Genomic DNA, 18,353 nt, shown 5'->3' with positions numbered 1-18,353 from the left:
ATGATCCGGACAGGGTCGCCCAGCAGGGCAGCGCTGATTACGATCCGGGCATGGCAGAGCCGTGGCGGGACCGGGCGCGACGGGCGGTCGAGTGGAACTGGCGACTGCGCTCGGTCGGCGATCCGCGCCCGCACTACGTGGTCTGCGGCAAGGACGCGCTCGCCTACTACGTGGCCCGGGCGATGCTCGAATCCGACCTGCCGGTCGGTGGGGCCCGGGTGACGGTCGTGGTGCCGGAGCGCTACCGCAGCAACGGCCCGGACGTGGCGGCACTGCGGGGGGTCCGGGTGGTCCGCTCGGATCGGTTGGACGTGGCCACCTTCGAGGCCGCCGGTCTGGCCGGGGCCGCCGGGTTGGCCCTGCTGCACCAGGACGACGTGGGCAACCTGCACGCCGCGCTCTGCGCGCAGGCCGTCGACCAGCGGGTCCGGCAGGTGCTGCGGATGTTCAACGGCACCCTCGCCGACGGCGTGCGCAAACTGCTGAAGGCACCGGTCGAGGTGCTCTCCGACGCCGAGATGGCCGCGCCGGCCTTCGTGGCCGCCGCGCTCGGCGAGGTCGACCCCAGTTCCTTCCAACATCGGGACAAGACGCTGCGGGTGGCGCGGCGGGCCGACGTCCGACCGCAGGACGTGGTGTGCGCGTTGGCCCACCTCACCGAGGCGCAGGGGGTGGAGTTGCTGCCGGCCGAGCAGGCCGGCGCGGACCTGGTGCTCGCCGAGGCGACCGGGCAGCCACCGGGCACCGAGGTGGCCGCCCGTCGGCTGGTCCGGGCCCGTCGACGGCGGCGTCCGGTCGCCGTACTGGTGCGGGCCGTACGTGGTTTCGCCACCCGCAAGATCGGCATCGCGGTGATGCTGGTGCTCGCGCTGATCGCGGTGCTGGGGGCGCTGATCTCCCGCGCCGAGAACGTGTCTCCGTTGGAGGCGTTGTACCTGACGCTCGTCACCACGCTCAGCGGCGCCGACCCGGATACCGCCAAGCCGGCGGATGCGCAGATCATGCAGGTGGTGCTCAACCTGGCCGGGTTGGCGCTGATCCCGCTGATCACCGCCGTGGTGGTGGACGGCATCGTCAACGCCCGGCTGGCCCTGCACACCGGCCGGTTGCAGCCGGCGCGGGCCGGGCACGTCGTGGTGATCGGCCTGGGCAACGTCGGCACCCGGGTCGTGGCGCAACTGCGCGAGTACGACGTCGAGGTGGTGGCGATCGACAAGGATCCGGAGCCGCGCGGCGCCGCCCTGGCCCGTCAACTGGAGGTGCCGCTGATCGTCGGTGACGCCGCGCTGCCGGAAACGCTCGTCGCCGCGTCGGTGACGGACTGCCAGGCGCTGGTGGTGGCGTCCACCGACGACGTGGCCAACCTGGAGGCGGCGCTCGCCGCTCGCGATCTGCGCAGCGACCTGCGGGTGGTGCTGCGGTTCTTCGACGGTGATTTCGCCGAACGGGTGGAGGAGACCTTCGCCCTCGGGGTGTCCCGGTCGGTCTCCTACCTGGCCGCCCCGGCCTTCATCGGGGCGCTCACCGAACGTGCGGTGATCACCACCATTCCGGTCGACCGGCACGCGCTGCCGGTGGCCGAGGTGCCGGTCGCGGCCGGCTCCGAGCTGGACGGACGGCCGCTGGACGTGGTCAACCGGGACGGGCAGGTCCGGCTGATCGCCCGGACCCCGGCCGGCGGTGGCAGGACGATCTGGTGGAAGGACCTCGATCCCCGCCAGGTGATCTTCGCGGGCGACCGGTTGACGGTCGTCGCCCGGCGGCGCGGGTTGGACTGGCTGACCCGGCAGTGCGCGCCACCCGTCCCGGGTAGGACGCTGACGCCGCCAGGTCACGTCGACTCGGTGCCCCGGCCCGTACCGGCGGCACCAGGTGCTGCCCGATCGCTGCCCGTCCCCGCCGGGCACGACTCGGCGGCCGGGCCGAGCGATCAGGAGGTCGCGGCCTCCGCCCCGGGCGCGGCCCACCCGGTGGCACCGTCCCGCTCACCGGTCGTCGGGGCCGTGCCACCGGCTCAGAGCGCGGGCACTGGCGTGTGGTCCGGCGAGCCGGTCGACGACGCCCGCACCCGGGACGAGCCCGACTCCCGCGCACACCGCGCATGATTCGCGAACCCTCGAGGGCGCCCTGGGGCGTGTGAACCGCACCCTGCCGCGCCGGCGGGTTGATCCACTCCGGTTCGCCGAAGTGGCGGTATCCCCGGCGCGGTGAAACCGCGATTTCGGCGAACCGGAGTGGATCAGGACCGACCGGCGCTGAGTGACAATCCATGCATGCGATTCCGCATCCTGGGGCCGACCCAGGTGCTGCTGGCCGACGGGCGCGAGATCCCCGTGGGCGGCCCCCGGCTGCGCGCGCTGCTGGCGCTCCTCCTGCTCGACGCGGGCCGCGTCGTCCCCGCCGACCGGCTGATCGACGGCCTGTACGGCGAGCACCCGCCCCGGGGGGCGGGCAACGCGCTCCAGTCCCAGGTGTCGCGTCTGCGTCAGGCGCTGCCCGCCGAGCAGAACCCGGTCGAGTTCCACCCGGCCGGTTACCGCCTCGCCGTGGCCCCCGAGGATGTCGACGCGTACCGGTTCGAGCGATGCGCCGAGGCGGGGCGACGCGCACTCGCCGCCGGTGAGTGGTCCCGGGCCGCGGCCGTGTTGCGGGAGGCGCTGGAGCTGTGGCGTGGCCCCGCCCTGGCCGATGTGCCGGGCGCGCCCGCGCAGGCGGCCCGACTGGACGAGCTGCGGCTGGCCGCGATCGAGGATCGGGTCGACGCGGACCTGGCCTTGGGTGCGTCGCCCGCGCTGGTCGCCGAGTTACGGGAGTTCGTCGTCGCCCATCCGCTGCGGGAGCGGTCACGGGGTCAGCTCATGCGTGCCCTGTCCGCACTCGGTCGGCCGGCGGAGGCGCTGGCCGAGTTCGAGGACGCCCGGCGCATCCTCGCGGACCAACTCGGTGCCGACCCGTCGGCGGCGCTGGCCGCGATCCACCTCGCGGTACTGCGGGGTGCGGAGGGCGGGTCGACCCAACGGGCGTTGCCGAGTCAGCTCACCACGTTCGTGGGGCGGGACGAGGAACTCGGGCGCGTCGGCGTGTTGCTCGGCGACCGGAGGCTGGTCACCCTCATCGGCCCCGGGGGAGCGGGCAAGACCCGGTTGGCGATCGAGGCGGCGGGCCGCCTCGACGGGGAGGTCCGCTTCGTCGAACTGGCCGGGTTGGCCGACGGGTCGGACGTACCGCAGGCGGTGTTGAGCGCGCTCGGCCTGCGCGACGCCGGCCTGCGCGCTCCGGCGGAGCCGGGCCGGCAACCCATCGACCGGCTGGTCGAGGCGCTCGCCGAGCGCCCACTGCTGTTGGTACTCGACAACTGCGAGCACGTCATCGCCGACGTCGCCCGGCTGGCCGCCCGACTGCTGGGTGCGTGCCCGGCGCTGCGTGTCCTGGCCACGAGCCGCGAGCCGCTCGGGTTGGCCGGTGAGGCGTTGTGCCCGCTGTCCGGGCTCACCGTGGCACCGCCCGGCGCGTCCGCGGAGCACGCCGACGACTTCGCCGCCGTCCGTCTCTTCGCCCAGCGGGCCGCCGACGTCGCGCCCGACTTCACCGTCACGCCGGCCAACGTCGACACGGTGCTGCGGATCTGCCGCACCCTCGACGGCCTGCCGCTGGCGATCGAGCTGGCCGCCGCCCGGCTGCGTGCGCTGCCCGTCGCCGAGGTGGCCGCCCGCCTCGACGACCGGGTGCGGCTGTTGTCGATGGGCAGCCGGGCCGCGTCGCCACGACACCGCACCCTCCGGGCGGTCGTCGAGTGGAGCTGGGACCTGCTCGACGACGCCGAACGAAGCCTGGCCCGTCGCCTCACCGTCTTCGCCGGTGGCGCGACCCTCGAAGCGGCTGGACAGGTCTGCGGCCTGCCCGGCGAGGACTTCGTGGGGGCGCTGGCCGGTCTCGTCGACAAGTCCTTCGTGGAGCTGGCCGGTGGTCGGTACCGGATGCTGGAGACGGTCCGTGCGTTCTGCGCCGAACGCCTCGCCGACGCGGGCGAGGCCGACGACCTGCGTCGGGCGCACACCGCGTACTTCCTGGAGTTCGCCTGGACCGCCAGCGACCATCTGCGGCGCGCGGAGCAGTTGCACTGGTTGCGACGGCTCGACGCCGAACGGGACAACCTCCACGCCGCGCTGCGCCGTGCCACCGCAGCCGGCGATGCGGCAGACGCGGCCGGGATGGTCGCGGCCCTGTCGTTCTACTGGTGGCTGCGTGGCATGCGCGGGGAGGGGGCCCGGCTGGCCGCCGACGTCCTCGGCCTGTTCGGCGCCGAAGCGCCTCCGGGGCTGCGCGAGGAGTACGCGCTCTGCGTCTACAACGCCTCCCTCGGCGGATTCGGGCCGTTGGACTCGCTGGGTACGCAGCGGTCCGTCATCCGCAGTCTCGACCGACCGCCCCGGCAACCCTTCCTGCTGTACCTGTCGGGGATCTCGGCCGGCCCGCCGTCGGGCGGGTCCGAGCACGTCAACGAGCTGATGCGGGAGCTGCGCCAGCTGGTCGGCTCGGACGTGTGGATCAACGCGTTGGCCGCGATGGGGAGCGGCTCGGCGCAGATGTGGAGTGGTGGGTGGGACCAGGCCGGGACGGCACTGGCCACCGCGCTCGACGGGTTCCGGCAGGCCGGGGATCGCTGGGGCTGCATGATCACTCTGGGTGTGCTGGGCGAACTCGCCGCCTGGCGCGGTGACGCGGAAGCGGCGGGCGCCCGCATGGACCAGGCCATGACGTTGGCCGAGGAACTCGAATCGGTGGTCGACCAGGCCGACATGCTGCGGACCCGGGGCGAGATCAGGCTGCGCGCCGGTGACCTCGCCGCGGCGCGCGACGACTTCACCGCCGCCCTGCTCCTCGCGCAGCGCAGCGGTGCGCCGGAGTTCGTCGCCGGTGCCCGGCTCGGCCTCGCCCAGGTGGCCCGGCTGCGCGGCGACGTGGTCGAGGCGAGGCGGTTCTGCGAAGCGGCGTTGACCGGCGGACTCACCGGCTGGTACGTCGGCGAGGCCACCCGGACGGAGGTCATGTTCGTTCTCGACCAGATCGCCGAGGCGGAGAAGGCCGAGTCCGGTGCGCCGCCGTCAGCGGACGGTGCGTGACCCGTCAGCGGACCACCGCACTGTGGGGGCATGACGACATTCGAGGTGGTCGCCGAGGGCCTGGGCAAGCGGTACGGCCCCACCCGCGCGCTGGACTCGTTCGACCTGACCGTCCCGACCGGCACGGTCCACGGGCTGCTGGGGCCCAACGGCGCGGGCAAGACGACGGCGGTACGGATCCTTGCCACGCTGCTGCGCTTCGACGCGGGCCGGGCCAGCGTGGCCGGGTACGACGTACTGCGCCGACCGGACGAGGTGCGCGCCCGGATCGGGTTGACCGGGCAGTACGCGGCGGTCGACGAGACCCTCAGTGGCCGACAGAACCTGGAACTGTTCGGCCGGCTGTTCCGGCTCGGCCGACGGGCGGCCCGTCGACGTGCCGACGAGCTGCTGGAGCGGTTCGGGCTGGACCAGGCGGCCACCCGGTCCGCCGGTGAGTACTCCGGTGGGATGCGCCGCCGACTGGACCTCGCCGCCAGCCTGATCCGTACCCCGCGGGTGCTCTTCCTCGACGAACCGACGACCGGCCTGGACCCGCGCAGCCGCAACCAGGTGTGGGACCTGGTCCGCGCCCTGGTCGCGGACGGGACCACGGTGTTGCTCACCACGCAGTACCTGGAGGAGGCCGACCAGCTCGCCGACCGCGTCTCGGTGATCGACGCCGGGCGGGTGGTGGCGGAGGGCTCGCCGGACGAGCTGAAGGCGATGACCGGCGGTGACCGGGTCGAGGTGGTGGTACGCGACGCCGCCGCCCTGATCCGTGCCGCCCGCGTCGTCGCGTCGATCTGCGCCGTCGAGCCCGCTGTCGATCCGGAGGTCCGGCGACTCAGCGTCCCGGTGGCCGACCGGGTCGCCGGTCTGGTCGACGTGGTGCGCGCGTTGGACGACGCCGGGATCGCGGTCGAGGACATCGGTCTGCGGCGCGCGACGCTGGACGAGGCGTTTCTCCACCTGACCGGGCACCGGCCCGACGAGGCCCGCGAGCCGGTGGGAGCCGGACGGAAGGCGGACGTGGCATGACGGCGGCGGTGGTCGACGGTTGGACGATGACCAGGCGGAACATGATCCACGTGATCCGCTCGCCGGAGGAGCTGATCCTCTACTTCTCGCTGCCGATCATGTTCGTGCTGGTCTTCGGGTACGTGTTCGGCAGCGGCATGCAGGTGGCCGGCGGTGGCGACTATCGCGAGTTCCTGGTTCCCGGCGTCTTCGTGATGACGATGCTGTACGGCCTGGGCGCGACCGCGACCGGCGTGGCGCTGGACCTCAGCCGAGGTGTCGTGGACCGGTTCCGGTCGATGCCGATGGCCCGGTCCGCCCTGATGACCGGTCGCAGTGCCGCCGATCTGCTCCGCGCGCTGCTGGAGATGTCCACCCTGCTGGTCTGCGGCCTGCTCGTCGGGTGGCAGTGGCGCCACGGTGTGGCCAAGGCGTTGCTCGCCGTCGGGCTGCTCCTGCTGCTCCGAGTCGCGATCACCTGGATCGGGATCTACCTGGCGCTGCTGGTCCGCAACCCGGACACGGTCGGCGTGATCGTCTTTCCGGCCGCGTTCCCGCTCACCGCGATCTCCAACGTGTTCGTGTCGCCCGAGCTGATGCCGCCGGTCATCGGGACGATCTCGGAGTGGAACCCGCTGTCGGCCACCGTCGCGGCGATGCGTGAGCTGTTCGGCAACCCGGGCCTGGGCGGCGACTCCTGGCCGGCGGAGCACGCCATGCTGCTGGCGGTGCTGTGGCCGGTGCTCCTGATCGCCGTCTTCGCCCCGCTGGCGGTGCGCCGCTACCGGCGGTTGAGCCGCTGACCGTGTCGCTATAGACCAGGCCGCCGGTGGCCCGTCCGTAGCGCGTACCAGGCGGCTCCGACGGCGAGCACGCCGAACCCGGCGAGGACGCTGCCCAGCGGCAGGTTGACAGCGAGCAGCAGGCAGCCGACCAGCCCCAGAACGGCGAGGACCCGGACCGGCGACCGCCGGTCCGGGTCCCGGCCCAGGGTCAGCGCCGCCGCGTTGGTGATCGCGTAGTAGACCAGCACCGTGCAGCTGGAGAAGCCGATCGCCTGCCTGACGTCACCGAGCAGCACCACCACGATCACCACGGCGGCCACCGCCATCTCGGCCCGGTGGGGCACCTTGTGCACCCGGTGGACGGCGGCCAGCGCACCGGGCAGGTCGTGACGGCGGGCCATCGCGAGGGTGGTCCGACCGACCCCGGCGACCAGGGACAGCAGCACGCCGACGACCGCGATCGTCGCCCCGGCGCGGACCACCCAGGCCAGGCCGGGCAGCCCGGCTGCGGTCACCACGTCGACCAGGGGCGCGGCGGACCCGGCCAGCCGGTCGGCGCCGAGCACGCCGAGCGTGACGACCGCCAACGCCAGGTAGATCACGAGTACCAGCCCGAGCGCCAGCGGCACGGCCCGGGGGATGGTCCGCTGCGGGTCGCGGACCTCCTCGCCGAGGGTGGCGATCCGCGCGTACCCGGCGAAGGCGAAGAACAGCAGCCCGGCGGCGGTCAGCACGCCCCGGACGGAGCCGCCGGGCTCGGTCAGCCGGTCCAGGTGCACCGGCCCACCCACCACGCCGACGACAGCGACCACTGTCAGCACCGCGAGCACGAGCGCGACCAGCAGTTTCGTGGCGGTGGCCGTCTTGCCGACGCCGCGCAGGTTCACGGCGGTCACCGCGAGCACCGCGCCGACCGCGACCAGCCGGGCCTGCCCCGGCCACAGGTACGCCCCGATGGTCAACGCCATCGCCGCGCAACTCGCCGTCTTGCCGACGACGAACCCCCAGCCGGCCACGAACCCGGCGAACGGCCCGAGGCGCTCCCGCCCGTAGACGTAGGTGCCGCCCGACTCCGGGTAGCGGGCCGCCAACCGCGCCGAGCTGGTCGCGTTGCAGTAGGCCACGAAACCCGCCAGCACCAGCGCGGGCAGCAGACCGGCGCCGCCGGCCGCCGCCGCGGCCGGGCCGAAGACCACGAAGACGCCCGCACCGAGCATCGAGCCCAACCCGATGACAACCGCATCGGGTACGCCGAGTCGCCGCGCCAGTTGATCCACGGACCGAAACCCTAGGGGTACGACGTGAACGGCCGGTCCCATTCGCGCAACCGGCCGGGGAGGGGCAGGTCGTCCCACGGGACCCGGTGCAGCAACCGGTCCAGGAGCAGGCCCAGCAGCAGCCCGGCCACCGAGTCGGTCAGCCAGTGCCACCCCAGGTAGGTGGTGGTGGTGAGGACCACCAACGGCGGCACGATGCGGATCACGGTGACGAGCCGACTCGGGAGTTGCCGGCCGAAGCTGCGGACCAGCGGGGCGAGCAGCAGGGCGATGACGCCGTACCAGACGATGGCGTTGGCGACGTGCCCCGACGGGTAGGACTGGGCGAATCGCACCGGCAGGTCGTCGTGGAACAGCGGCAGGGTCTGCTCGGGCGACAGGAACGGCTCCTTGACGCTGGCGCTCGGTGCGGCCCGCGCGGTCCAGACCTTCAGCGGGCCGATGGTGAAGGTCGTGATCACGAACCCGACCACCGGCAGCAGGATCGGCCGCACCGACCGCAGCCGGACGGCCAGCAGCACGCCGAGCCCGACGCCGATCAGGGTCAACGGGGTGCCCTGGCCGAGGAAGTTCAGCACCCGGGCGACCCAGTAGGCGGCGGTCGGTCGGTGTGCGTCGGCCCAGTCGGCGACGGCCCGGTCCAATCCGAAGAGTTGATCGGCGGCGAGCGCCACCGTCAAACCGACCAATCCGACCAGCAGCAGCGCGTCGAACCACCAGCCGGCCGGGCGGACCGGCCGTAGCCGCAGGTCACGTCGTACCGCCGTCGGTTTGAGCACGCGACCACGCTACCGGCCCGGTGCGAGGCCGGGGTGTTCGGCGCTGTGGGCCCAACCACGATGTGAGGCGGATGCGGGGGGCGAGGCGTCATGCTTGTGCCCGTGCGGATCACGTCTGCCCTCGTGGACCCGGCGCTGCTCGACCTGCCCTGGTCGACTCCGCTGGAGGAGTGGCCTGCCCAACATCTGGTGGCCCTGCCACAGGGCATCTCCCGACACATCGTCCGGTTCGTCCGGCTCGGTGACTACGTCTACGCCTTCAAGGAGACCCGGGAGCGGATCGCCGAGCGAGAGTACGACCTGCTCCGGGCCCTGGAGCGGATCGACTTCCCCTCGGTCGAGGCGGTGGCGGTCGTCGCCGACCGGCAGACCGAGGACGGCGAGCCCCTCGAATCGGTGCTGATCACCCGGCACCTGCAGTTCTCGCTGCCGTACCGTGCGCTCTTCTCGCACACGTTGCGACCGGAGACGATGAGCCGGCTGCTCGACGCGCTCGCCGCCCTGATCGTGCGGATGCACCTGACCGGCTTCTTCTGGGGCGACTGCTCGCTGTCCAACACGCTGTTCCGCCGGGACGCGGGCGCGTTCGCCGCCTACCTGGTCGACGCGGAGACCGGTGCGTTGCACAACTCGCTCTCCAACGGTCAGCGCGGCGAGGACCTGGAGATCGCCCGGGTGAACATCTTCGGCGAGGCGTTGGACCTCCAGGCCGCCGGCCTGCTGCACGAGTCCATCGACCCGGAGGTGGTCTGCGAGGAGGTCGTGCAGCGCTACGAGCGCCTGTGGCACGAGATCACCTACGAGCAGGCGATCGAGCGGGAGGCGCGGCACGACATCGAGGGGCGGATCCGCCGCCTCAACGAGCTGGGCTTCGACGTGGCCGAGGTGGCCATGTCGGGCGGCGAGGACGGGCGTTTCCTGGTCCGGCCGAAGGTGGTGGACGCCGGCTACCACACCCGGCGGCTGCTGCGGCTGACCGGCCTGGACGCCGAGGAGAACCAGGCGCGCAAGCTGCTCAACGACCTGGACGCCTACCGGGCGGAGAGCGACCTGATCGACGAACAGCAGGCCGCGCACCGCTGGCTCACCGAGGTATTCGAGCCGGTGGTCCGGGCCGTTCCGGCGCACCTGCGTCGCAAGTTGGAGCCACAGGAGCTGTTCGCGCAGATCATCGAGCACAAGTGGCTGCTCTCCGAGCAGGCAGGCCGGGACGTCGGAATGCGCCACGCCGTCCAGTCGTACCTGACCGACGTGCTGGTGCACCGCCCCGACGAGCAGGCCGTCCTCGGCGTGGAAGTCGCCGGCCTGAGCTGAGACCCCGGTTGGTCTGTCCGGGGCCTTGGTCGTCCGGGGTCTGGCGGCTCCGGCCGACTCGAACGGTCGGCTCGGCTACCGGACTTCCTGCCCGCTGCCTTTGGAGCTGATGTCGTAAACGATTCAGCCCTGGTCGGTAGGGCTGGGCTGGTCGGCTCGACCGGGCCGCGCTCCTGGGTCGCCGAGGAGCTTTCACTGATTGTCGCGGTGGCCGAGCAGGCCGGTGACGTCACTGATGTCGTAAACGATTCAGCTCCAAAGGCTCTCCAGAGGGCCGGCCGAGCTGCCCTCACGCGTGGGACGGGCATGGTTCGCCCGCTGGTCTGCCCGGGTGTCAGTCCATCCAGGAGCCCGCGCGCAGCACCCGTACCACGTTGAGGTCGTCGTCCAGCACCACCAGGTCCGCGCGGAGGCCGACCTGGAGGGCGCCGACCCGGTCGCCCAGGCCGATGGCCCGGGCCGGGGTGGTGGCCACCATCCGTGCCGCGTCGGCGATCGGGATTCCGGCATTCACGGCGTGCCGCAGCGCGGCGTCCATGGTCAGGGTGCTTCCGGCGATAGCGCCGTCGCGGGCGAGCCGGGCCACCCCGTCGGCCACGGTGACGGCCTGACCGCCCAGCTCGTACTCCCCGTCGGCCATGCCGGCGGCGGCCATCGCGTCGGTGATCAGCGCGGCCCGGTCCGGGCCGGCGGTCGCGGTGGCGAAGGTCAGCATGCCGTCGTGCAGGTGCACCCCGTCGGCGACCAGCTCACAGATCACCGTGGGCGCGTCGAGCAGGGCCACCACCGGGCCCGGCTCGCGGTGGTGCACCGGTCGCATGCCGTTGAACAGGTGGGTGCCGACGCTGGCGCCGGCGGCGACCGCGGAGCGGGTCTGCTCGTACGTGGCGTCGGTGTGGCCGACCGCCGCCACCACCCGCTGCGAGGTGAGCAGCCTGATCGCCTCCAACGCGCCCTCGCGTTCCGGAGCGAGGGTGACCATCCGGACCGCGCCCCGACCCAGCTTGATCAGCTCGGTCAGCTCGTCGGTCGACGGGTCGCGGAGGTACTCCGGGTTCTGCGCGCCGCACCGCGTCGCGGAGAGGTACGGCCCTTCGAAGTGGACACCCGCCAGCACGCCCTCCTCCACCAGCGGGGCGAACGCCTCGGTCGACGAGCGCATCAACTCGAAGGGGGCGCTGACCAGGCTCGCCAGCACTGTGGTCGTACCGTGCGCGAGGTGGAAGTCGGCCGCCGCCCGCGCCTCGGCGGCATCGCCGGTGGTGAAGGTGTGCCCGCCACCGCCGTGCGTGTGCATGTCCACGAAGCCCGGCAGGATCCAGTGCCCGTCCCGGACCGACGGGTACTCGGCGACCGCGGTGATCCGATCCCCGTCCCACTCGACGCATCCCTGTCGGATGACACCGGTCGGGGTCACCACGCGGCCGTTCACCCGTACGGTCATCGCTTCTCCTGGTGGTCGTGGCCGCGCACGGCGTCCATTGCGAGCAGGGCGGCACCGAGGCAACCGGCCTCGTCGCCGAGGGCTGCCGCGACCAGCTGCGGCTCCCGGTGGAAGGTCATCCGCTCGTGCAGCGCCGCCCGCAGCGGGGTCAGCAGCCGATCCCCGGCCTGGGCGAGGCCGCCACCGAGCACTATCGTCGCCACGTCGAACAGCGCCTGCCCGCTGGCCAGACCGTCGGCGAGGGCCTCGACAGTCTCCCGCCAGACCTGACCGGCGAGCGGTTCGCCGGCTGCGGCCCGCTCGGCCACCTCGGCGGCGGACACCGGACCGTCGGCAGCCTCGCCGGCCAGCTCCGCGTAGCGGCGTCCGACCGCTGCGGCCGAGGCGACCGCCTCCAGGCAGCCGGGTCGGCCGCAGCCGCAGCGCGGCCCGTCCGGCCGGACCAGGATGTGGCCGATCTCCCCGGCGGCGCCGTGCGCGCCGACAGCGGCGTGACCGTCCACGACGTGCGCGGCGGCGATGCCGGTGCCGATCGCCACGAACAGCACGTGCCCGGTGCTGCGCCCGGCACCGAGCCGGGCCTCGGCGAGACCACCCACCCGCACGTCGTGGCCCAGTGCCGTCGGCAGGCCGAGCCGTCGCACCGCCAGGTCCCGCAGGGGTACGTCCCGGAAGCCCACGTTCGCCGACCAGACCGCGACTCCACGTGCCTCGTCCACCACACCGGGGACGGCGATGCCGACCGCGATCGGGGTGAGGCCGTCGGCGCGTGCCTTGTCGGCGAGCCCTTCGGCCACGTCGAGGATGGTGGCGACCACGGCCGCCGGGCCGCGTACGGCGTCGGTGGGGTGCCGCTCGGTGCGTACCGCGACGCCGTCCGGCCGGACCAGGGCGCACTTCATGCCGGTGCCACCGACGTCCAGTGCGACGACCACCGGATCGGTGGGCGCGGCGTCGCCGCTCACGCCAGCACCACGGCCCGGGACAGGTGCCGGGGGGCGTCCGGGTCGAGACCCTGGCTGGTCGCCAGCGCGACCGCGAAGCGTTGCGCCAGGATCAGGTCGGCCATCGGGTCGACCGGGGTACGACCGGCTGACCAACTGCCCAACACCGTGCGCCAACCGTGGGTGCGGCTGTGCACGAAGGCCGCGCCGGTGGCGGCCACGTCCTCGGGTAGCCCGTCGGGCAGGTCGCCGAACGCCCAGACCAGCCGACCGGGGGCGGCGACCGAGATCGGCCCGTGCCGGTAGTCCATGGCCGGGTACGCCTCGGCCCAGAACGTCGCCGCTTCGCGGCACTTCAGCGCCGCCTCCTGGGCCAGCCCGATCGTCCACCCCCGACCGAGGAAGGTGACCTGCCCGATGGTGGCCGGGTCGATCGGCAGCGGGGAGCGCACCGCCACCTCGGCGTCGGCGACGAGCGCGGTCACCGGGTCACCGAGGTGGGCCCGGAGCAGAGCCAGCGCGGTGGTCGCGAAGCGGGTCTGCACCACCGACCGCTCGTCGGCGAAGGGCATGGTCACCGCGGCGGTGGCGAGGTCGACGGCCGGGGAGGCGGGGTCGCCGACGATGACCGTGGTGGGTGTCCGCCCGCGCAGCGCGGCGAGCAGTTCCAGCACCTCGGTGGTGCAGCCGGAACGGGTGATCGCGATCAGCCGGTCGTAGTGGCGGACGGTGGGGAACTCGGACGCCTGGAACGCGTCGGTCTCACCCTGCCCGGCCTGCTCGCGGCGGGCCGCGTACGCCATGGCCATGAACCACGACGTGCCGCAACCGACCACGGCGACTCGTTCACCCGGGCGGGGCAGGTCACCGTGGACGACGCCGGCCAGCTCGGCCGCCTCCCGCCAGCAGTCGGGTTGGCTCGCGATCTCCGCGTCCACGTATGCCATGGAAAACTCCTCGCAGGGGCGACCGGTGCGCAATACGGCTCGTTTGACCCGCATTTCGCGCGTTATTCTGCGCGAACGCGGGTGGCCGTGGCAACCAGCCAGCCGATCGCGCAGGTCAGTCTTTTGCGCCCGCCCAGTTTCGCGCACTAGTGTGCACGCAATCAATCACCGTCCGTGCAGTTGCTGGGAGGGCCTCCGCGGTGGACCGGTACGCCAGATGGAACGCCCTGCTCGAGATGCTGACCGAGAACGGCCGGGTCAGCGTCGAGGCGGCAGCCGAGCGGCTGGACGTCTCCCAGGCCACCATCCGGCGTGACTTCGACCAGCTCGCCCAGCAGCAGATGATCACGAGGACCCGGGGTGGCGCGGTCGCCAACGGTGTCTCGTACGACCTGCCGCTGCGCTACAAGACGGCCAAGCACTCGGCGGAGAAGCAGCGGATCGGGGCGGCCGCCGCCGCACTGGTCGCGCCGGGCACCGTGGTCGGCCTGAACGGCGGCACCACCAGCACCGAGGTGGCGAGGGCCCTCGCCGTACGGCCGGACCTGAACACCAGCGCCGAGGGTGCCCAGCTCACCGTGGTCACCAACGCGCTGAACATCGCCAACGAGCTGCTGGTGCGATCGCGGATGAAGGTCGTGGTGGCCGGTGGGGTGGTGCGTCCGAAGTCGTTCGAACTCGTCGGTCCGCTGGGCGGGGCGCTGCTGCGTGAGGTCACCCTGGACGTCGCGCTGCTCGGTGTGGACGCGATCGACCCACAGCTCGGCGCGGCCGCCCACCACGAGGGTGAGGCGGCGATGAACAACCTGATGGTGGCCCGCGCCAAGCGCGTGGTGATCATCGCCGATTCGTCCAAGTTGGGCGGCCACGCCTTCGCCCGGATCTGCCCCGTCGAGCGGGTGGAGACGCTGGTGACCGACTCCGGTGCCGCACCGGAGGTGGTGGAGGCGTTCCGCGCCGCCGGCGTGCAGGTCGTCTGCGCCTGAGCGGTCACGCTCCGTCGATGAACTAGTCCATTCGGCGCGTCGATGCATACCGCGTATTGCGAGCGTCTACATACCGCGTATGGTGTCGGCTGTCACGCCCACCCATCGGGGGAGGTGCAGCTTGCCAGCTGTCCTGGAGATCGAAGGTCTACGTAAGACGTACAAGAGTCGTCGACGCGGCACCCGCAACGCGCTCGACGGCTTCGACATGCGGGTCGACGCGGGGCAGGTGCACGGCTTCCTGGGCCCCAACGGGTCCGGCAAGACCACCACGCTGCGTACCCTGCTCGGCCTGATCCGACCCGACGGCGGCCGGATGGTGCTGCTCGGGCACGACGTCCCCGACGCACTGCCCACCGTCGCCGGCCAGGTCGGCGCGATCGTGGAGAGCCCGCAGTTCTTCCCGCACTTCACGGCACGGGACACGCTGTCCCTGCTGGCCGGGGCGGGCGAGGTGCCGGCCACCCGGGTCGACGAGGTGTTGGAGCTGGTCGGGCTGCGCGACCGGGCCGGCGAGCGGGTCAAGACGTACTCGCTGGGCATGAAGCAGCGGCTCGCCGTGGCCTCGGCTCTGCTGAAGAACCCGAAGCTGCTCATCCTCGACGAGCCCGCCAACGGCCTCGACCCGGGTGGCATCCGGGAGATGCGCACGTTGATGCGCAACCTCGCCGAGTCGGGGATGACCGTGGTGTTGTCCAGCCACATCCTCGGCGAGATCCAACTGATCTGTGACTCGGTCACCATCATCTCGCTGGGTCGGCGGGTCGCGTTCGGCCCGGTCGACGAGGTGCTCGCCCAGCACTCGTCGGGTGCGGTCCGGATCCGGTTGGAGGCGGTCAGCGACCTGCCGGTGGCCACCGAGGCGCTCACCAAGGCCGGGATCCGGGTCACCGGGCACCCGGACCACCTGATGCTGGCCGGCGTCGACAAGCCCGCCTCGGTGACGCGGCTGCTCGCCGAGCACAACCTGTACGTCAGTGAGTTGGCGCCGATCGCCGTCGATCTGGAGAGCGTCTTCCTCGAACTGACCGCCACCGCGCCGGTACCCGGCCAGCACCGGCAGGTCGACGAGTCCATGAAGGTCGGCGGGACGGGTCAGCCCGGCGCCGCCGGGGGAGGGTGGGGCGCGTGAGCCTCTATCGTACGGAGCTGCGCCGGCTCACCAAGCGGCGTTTCACCAGGTACATGACGCTGCTCGGCCTGGTGGTGCTGGCCGCGGTGGTGGTCGGCGTGTTCTTCACGAACCAGAAGATCGACGCCACGCAGCTCGCCCGTGCCGAACGTCAGGCCGACCAGCAGTATCAGGAGCAGGTGCGCTGGAGCGAGCGGGAACGTGTGGAGTGTGAGAAGGCCAAGACGGCCGGCACGCCGAACGACGGCCGCTACCCCGACGACTGCTCGGTGATCACGCCACCGCCCCGGGAGCAGATCGAGGCGGCGTGGTTCCTGCCGTCGACCTTCGACTTCCGGGAGACGTTCGACGAGACGCTGGTCCCGTTCGCGGCGATCCTCGCGCTCGTCGGGTTCGTGATCGGCGCGTCCTTCGTCGGTGCCGAGTGGAGCACCGGCGGCATGATGAACCTGCTGCTCTGGCGGCCGAAGCGGCTCACCGTACTGCTGACCAAGCTGGCCGCGCTGCTCACCGGCATTCTGGCGGTGACGCTGCCCGCCGCGGTGCTGTGGTTCGCCGGCTTCTGGGCGGTCGCCACCTTCCGGGGCAGCACCGAGAAGATGACCTCAGGTGCCTGGCAGTCGTTCGCCCTGACCGGGTTGCGCGGCGTGGCGCTGGTGTTGGTGATCACCACCATCGGCTTCGCCCTCGCCTCGCTGGGGCGGCACACCGCGATGGCCCTCGGTGGCGTGGTGGCGGTGATGGTGGTCGGCCAGTTCGGCCTGGGCATCCTGCTCTCGATGGCGAGCGTGAAGTTCGCCGAGGCGTGGCTGCTGCCCACCTACGCGCTGGCCTGGATGACGAAGACGGTCACCCTGCAGAACTGGAACTCCTGCGAGGCGACCTACTACGGCGAGTGCAAGCCGGAGACGATGGACATCACCTGGCAGCAGTCGTCAGTGCTGTTCTCGGTCGGGTTGGTGGTGATCCTCGGGGCGGCGCTCTGGGCGATGCGCCGCCGCGACATCTCCTGAGATCCGCCTGCGTTGGCCCTCGGCACACGCCGGGGGCCTTCGCGCGTCCGGGCACCGCCGCGCCGGCTGCTGCGACGGTGGTCCTCGCTGGCTAGGCTGAGCGAATGTCCGCCGACGCCACCACCCCGGAGCCGTCCGCCGACGCTCGCCCGGGTGGCGTCGGGGCGACCGTTCCGACTCCCCGGTCGGCTCCGTCGATCGAGACCGCCGACGAAGCGGCGCTGCCCGTCGAGCCGGTCGAGACCGCCGACGAGTCGCTGCCGCCGGTCGAGTCCGCGCACGTCCAGCCGGTCGACCCGGCGGCCGGGTTGACCGAGCGCGAACGCGCCATCCTCGCCTTCGAGCAGCAGTGGTGGCGGCACGCCGGGGCCAAGGAGCAGGCCGTCCGGGACACCTTCGGGGTCTCCTCGACCCGCTACTACCAACTGCTCAACGGGCTGCTGGACAATCCGGCCGCACTCGCCGCCGACCCCGTGCTGATCGGTCGACTCCGCCGGCTGCGTTCGTCACGGGCGCGCAACCGTCGCCGCTGAACGGTTCCGCTGGTCGTTCGACACCTGAGTGAGCCGTCCGGCCAGGAATGTCACCCGACCCAGGGGGTACGCGGCCGGCGATCCGGCATCGCTGGTGGCTGGACGGTAGGCGACGGAGGGAGCGGGCGGTGACGGGTGCCAACCCTCGGCAGGTGTGCCGGTGATGCGGGTACGATCCGCGTCCGCGCCGGCCCCGGGCCGATCGGTCAACGAGGACCTGGTGTTCCGGATCGGCCCCCTGGTCGGCGTCCTCGACGGCGCGACAGTGCCGGAGGGCTTCGACACCGGCTGCGTGCACGGGCCGGAGTGGTACGTCCGGCACCTGGCCGCCCGGCTGGGCGTGGCGGAGGCGGTCCGCCCGGCGGCCCGGCTGACCAGCAACCTGGCCGCCGCCATCCTCGCCGTGCGCGCCGACCACGGCGAGCAGTGCGACCTCGACCATCCCGGCACCCCGTCCAGTACGGTCTGCCTCCTGCGCGACTGTGGTGACCAGGTCGATTACCTGGTGCTCTGCGACAGCCCCCTGGTCCTGGACTGCGGCGGTCAGGTCAGCGTGGTGACCGACGACCGGCTGGACACGGCGATGGCGGAGTTGCGGGAGACGGTCGCCGCGCTGCCGGGTGGGACGGAGGACCCGGTCACCCGGTTCCGGCACGCCGTGAGCGTCCAGCGGGAGCGGATGAACCGCACCCACGGCTACTGGGTGGCGGCGGCGGACCCCGACGCGGCCTTCCACGCGGTGACCGGGACCCTGCCCCGGCGCGGCCCGACGGCGCTACGCCGGGCGGCTCTGCTCAGCGACGGGGCGTCCAGCGCGGTGGAGCAGTTCGGGTTGACCGACTGGTCCGGTCTGCTGGACCTGCTGGGCGCGGACGGTCCGGGCGGGTTGATCGACCGGGTCCGCGCCGCCGAGCGCGACCACCCCGATCGGCTGCGCCGGCACAAGGCCACCGACGATGCCTCGGTGGTGTTCTGCGAGTTCGAGCCGACCGGCCGACCACCAACGGGTGACGACAGAGCGTGATGAGGAACACCCAGGCCGCCCGACCGGCCGGGACCGGTAGCCGGACCGCCAGT

At 72.6% G+C, this 18,353-nt stretch carries 15 protein-coding genes; 10 read left to right on the top strand and 5 right to left on the bottom strand.

All coding sequences use genetic code 11. From position 1 onward, the window contains the following. Positions 1–50: 50 nt before the first annotated feature. The 4 genes from O7616_RS03100 to O7616_RS03085 all read left to right on the top strand — a co-directional run bounded on the left by O7616_RS03100 (position 51) and on the right by O7616_RS03085 (position 6,925). Positions 51–2,105 carry an NAD-binding protein gene (locus O7616_RS03100; RefSeq protein ID WP_282305523.1) on the top strand — a complete coding sequence of 685 codons (2,055 nt, stop codon included), beginning with the start codon at positions 51–53 and terminating at the stop codon, positions 2,103–2,105. Positions 2,106–2,273: 168 nt separating this feature from the next. Beyond that, positions 2,274–5,123, top strand: a complete 2,850-nt coding sequence (locus O7616_RS03095; protein ID WP_282305522.1) for a BTAD domain-containing putative transcriptional regulator — start codon at positions 2,274–2,276, stop codon at positions 5,121–5,123. Between the two features lie 30 nt (positions 5,124–5,153). After that, the gene (locus tag O7616_RS03090; RefSeq protein ID WP_282305521.1) at positions 5,154–6,143 is read left to right on the top strand and encodes an ATP-binding cassette domain-containing protein; all 990 of its coding nucleotides are present in this window, start codon (positions 5,154–5,156) and stop codon (positions 6,141–6,143) included. Further along, positions 6,140–6,925, top strand: coding sequence for an ABC transporter permease (locus O7616_RS03085; protein WP_282305519.1), 786 nt, complete (start codon positions 6,140–6,142; stop codon positions 6,923–6,925). Before O7616_RS03090 ends, O7616_RS03085 begins: the two co-directional genes overlap by 4 nt. A gap of 8 nt (positions 6,926–6,933) precedes the next feature. Here O7616_RS03085 and O7616_RS03080 read toward each other — a convergent pair whose 3' ends face one another. Next, the gene (locus tag O7616_RS03080) at positions 6,934–8,184 is read right to left on the bottom strand and encodes an APC family permease (RefSeq protein ID WP_282305518.1); all 1,251 of its coding nucleotides are present in this window, start codon (positions 8,182–8,184) and stop codon (positions 6,934–6,936) included. An 11-nt stretch (positions 8,185–8,195) separates the two neighbouring features. Further along, on the bottom strand, positions 8,196–8,933 hold the full coding sequence (locus O7616_RS03075) for a phosphatase PAP2 family protein (RefSeq protein WP_282307512.1): 738 nt from the start codon (positions 8,931–8,933) through the stop codon (positions 8,196–8,198). A 120-nt stretch (positions 8,934–9,053) separates the two neighbouring features. On the opposite strand from O7616_RS03075, the gene O7616_RS03070 reads away from it, so the two are divergent. Then, a complete protein-coding gene (locus O7616_RS03070) occupies positions 9,054–10,277 on the top strand; it encodes a DUF4032 domain-containing protein (RefSeq protein ID WP_282305517.1) in 1,224 nt (407 codons plus the stop codon). A 334-nt stretch (positions 10,278–10,611) separates the two neighbouring features. On the opposite strand, the gene nagA is transcribed toward O7616_RS03070, so the two are convergent. The 3 genes from nagA to O7616_RS03055 are packed head-to-tail and all read right to left on the bottom strand — an operon-like array spanning position 10,612 to position 13,612. Next, a complete protein-coding gene (nagA, locus tag O7616_RS03065) occupies positions 10,612–11,721 on the bottom strand; it encodes an N-acetylglucosamine-6-phosphate deacetylase (RefSeq protein ID WP_282305516.1) in 1,110 nt (369 codons plus the stop codon). Beyond that, entirely contained in the window at positions 11,718–12,686 is a 969-nt protein-coding gene (locus O7616_RS03060; RefSeq protein ID WP_282305515.1) for an ROK family protein, read from the bottom strand. Before O7616_RS03060 ends, nagA begins: the two co-directional genes overlap by 4 nt. Then, complete coding sequence (locus O7616_RS03055; protein WP_282305514.1) at positions 12,683–13,612, bottom strand: SIS domain-containing protein; 930 nt, start codon at positions 13,610–13,612, stop codon at positions 12,683–12,685. Before O7616_RS03055 ends, O7616_RS03060 begins: the two co-directional genes overlap by 4 nt. 200 nt (positions 13,613–13,812) lie before the next feature. On the opposite strand from O7616_RS03055, the gene O7616_RS03050 reads away from it, so the two are divergent. The 5 genes from O7616_RS03050 (at position 13,813) to O7616_RS03030 (ending at position 18,300) form a co-directional block, all read left to right on the top strand. Further along, positions 13,813–14,598 (top strand): DeoR/GlpR family DNA-binding transcription regulator, encoded by a 786-nt coding sequence (locus O7616_RS03050; RefSeq protein WP_282264183.1) that lies wholly within the window; start codon positions 13,813–13,815, stop codon positions 14,596–14,598. A 121-nt stretch (positions 14,599–14,719) separates the two neighbouring features. Beyond that, positions 14,720–15,730, top strand: coding sequence for an ATP-binding cassette domain-containing protein (locus O7616_RS03045; protein WP_282305513.1), 1,011 nt, complete (start codon positions 14,720–14,722; stop codon positions 15,728–15,730). Further along, the gene (locus O7616_RS03040; protein ID WP_282305512.1) at positions 15,727–16,743 is read left to right on the top strand and encodes an ABC transporter permease subunit; all 1,017 of its coding nucleotides are present in this window, start codon (positions 15,727–15,729) and stop codon (positions 16,741–16,743) included. The genes O7616_RS03045 and O7616_RS03040 overlap by 4 nt, the downstream gene beginning before the upstream one ends. A 104-nt stretch (positions 16,744–16,847) precedes the next feature. Further along, a complete protein-coding gene (locus O7616_RS03035) occupies positions 16,848–17,276 on the top strand; it encodes a DUF3263 domain-containing protein (protein ID WP_282305511.1) in 429 nt (142 codons plus the stop codon). A gap of 163 nt (positions 17,277–17,439) precedes the next feature. Continuing rightward, a complete protein-coding gene (locus tag O7616_RS03030; protein ID WP_282305510.1) occupies positions 17,440–18,300 on the top strand; it encodes a hypothetical protein in 861 nt (286 codons plus the stop codon). The last annotated feature ends 53 nt before the right edge of the window (positions 18,301–18,353 follow it).

The sequence above is a fragment of the Micromonospora sp. WMMD964 genome, assembly GCF_029581455.1.
GTDB lineage: Bacteria > Actinomycetota > Actinomycetes > Mycobacteriales > Micromonosporaceae > Micromonospora.
Note: the sequence above shows the minus strand (reverse complement) of the source record. Positions and strands in the feature narration are given on the sequence as shown.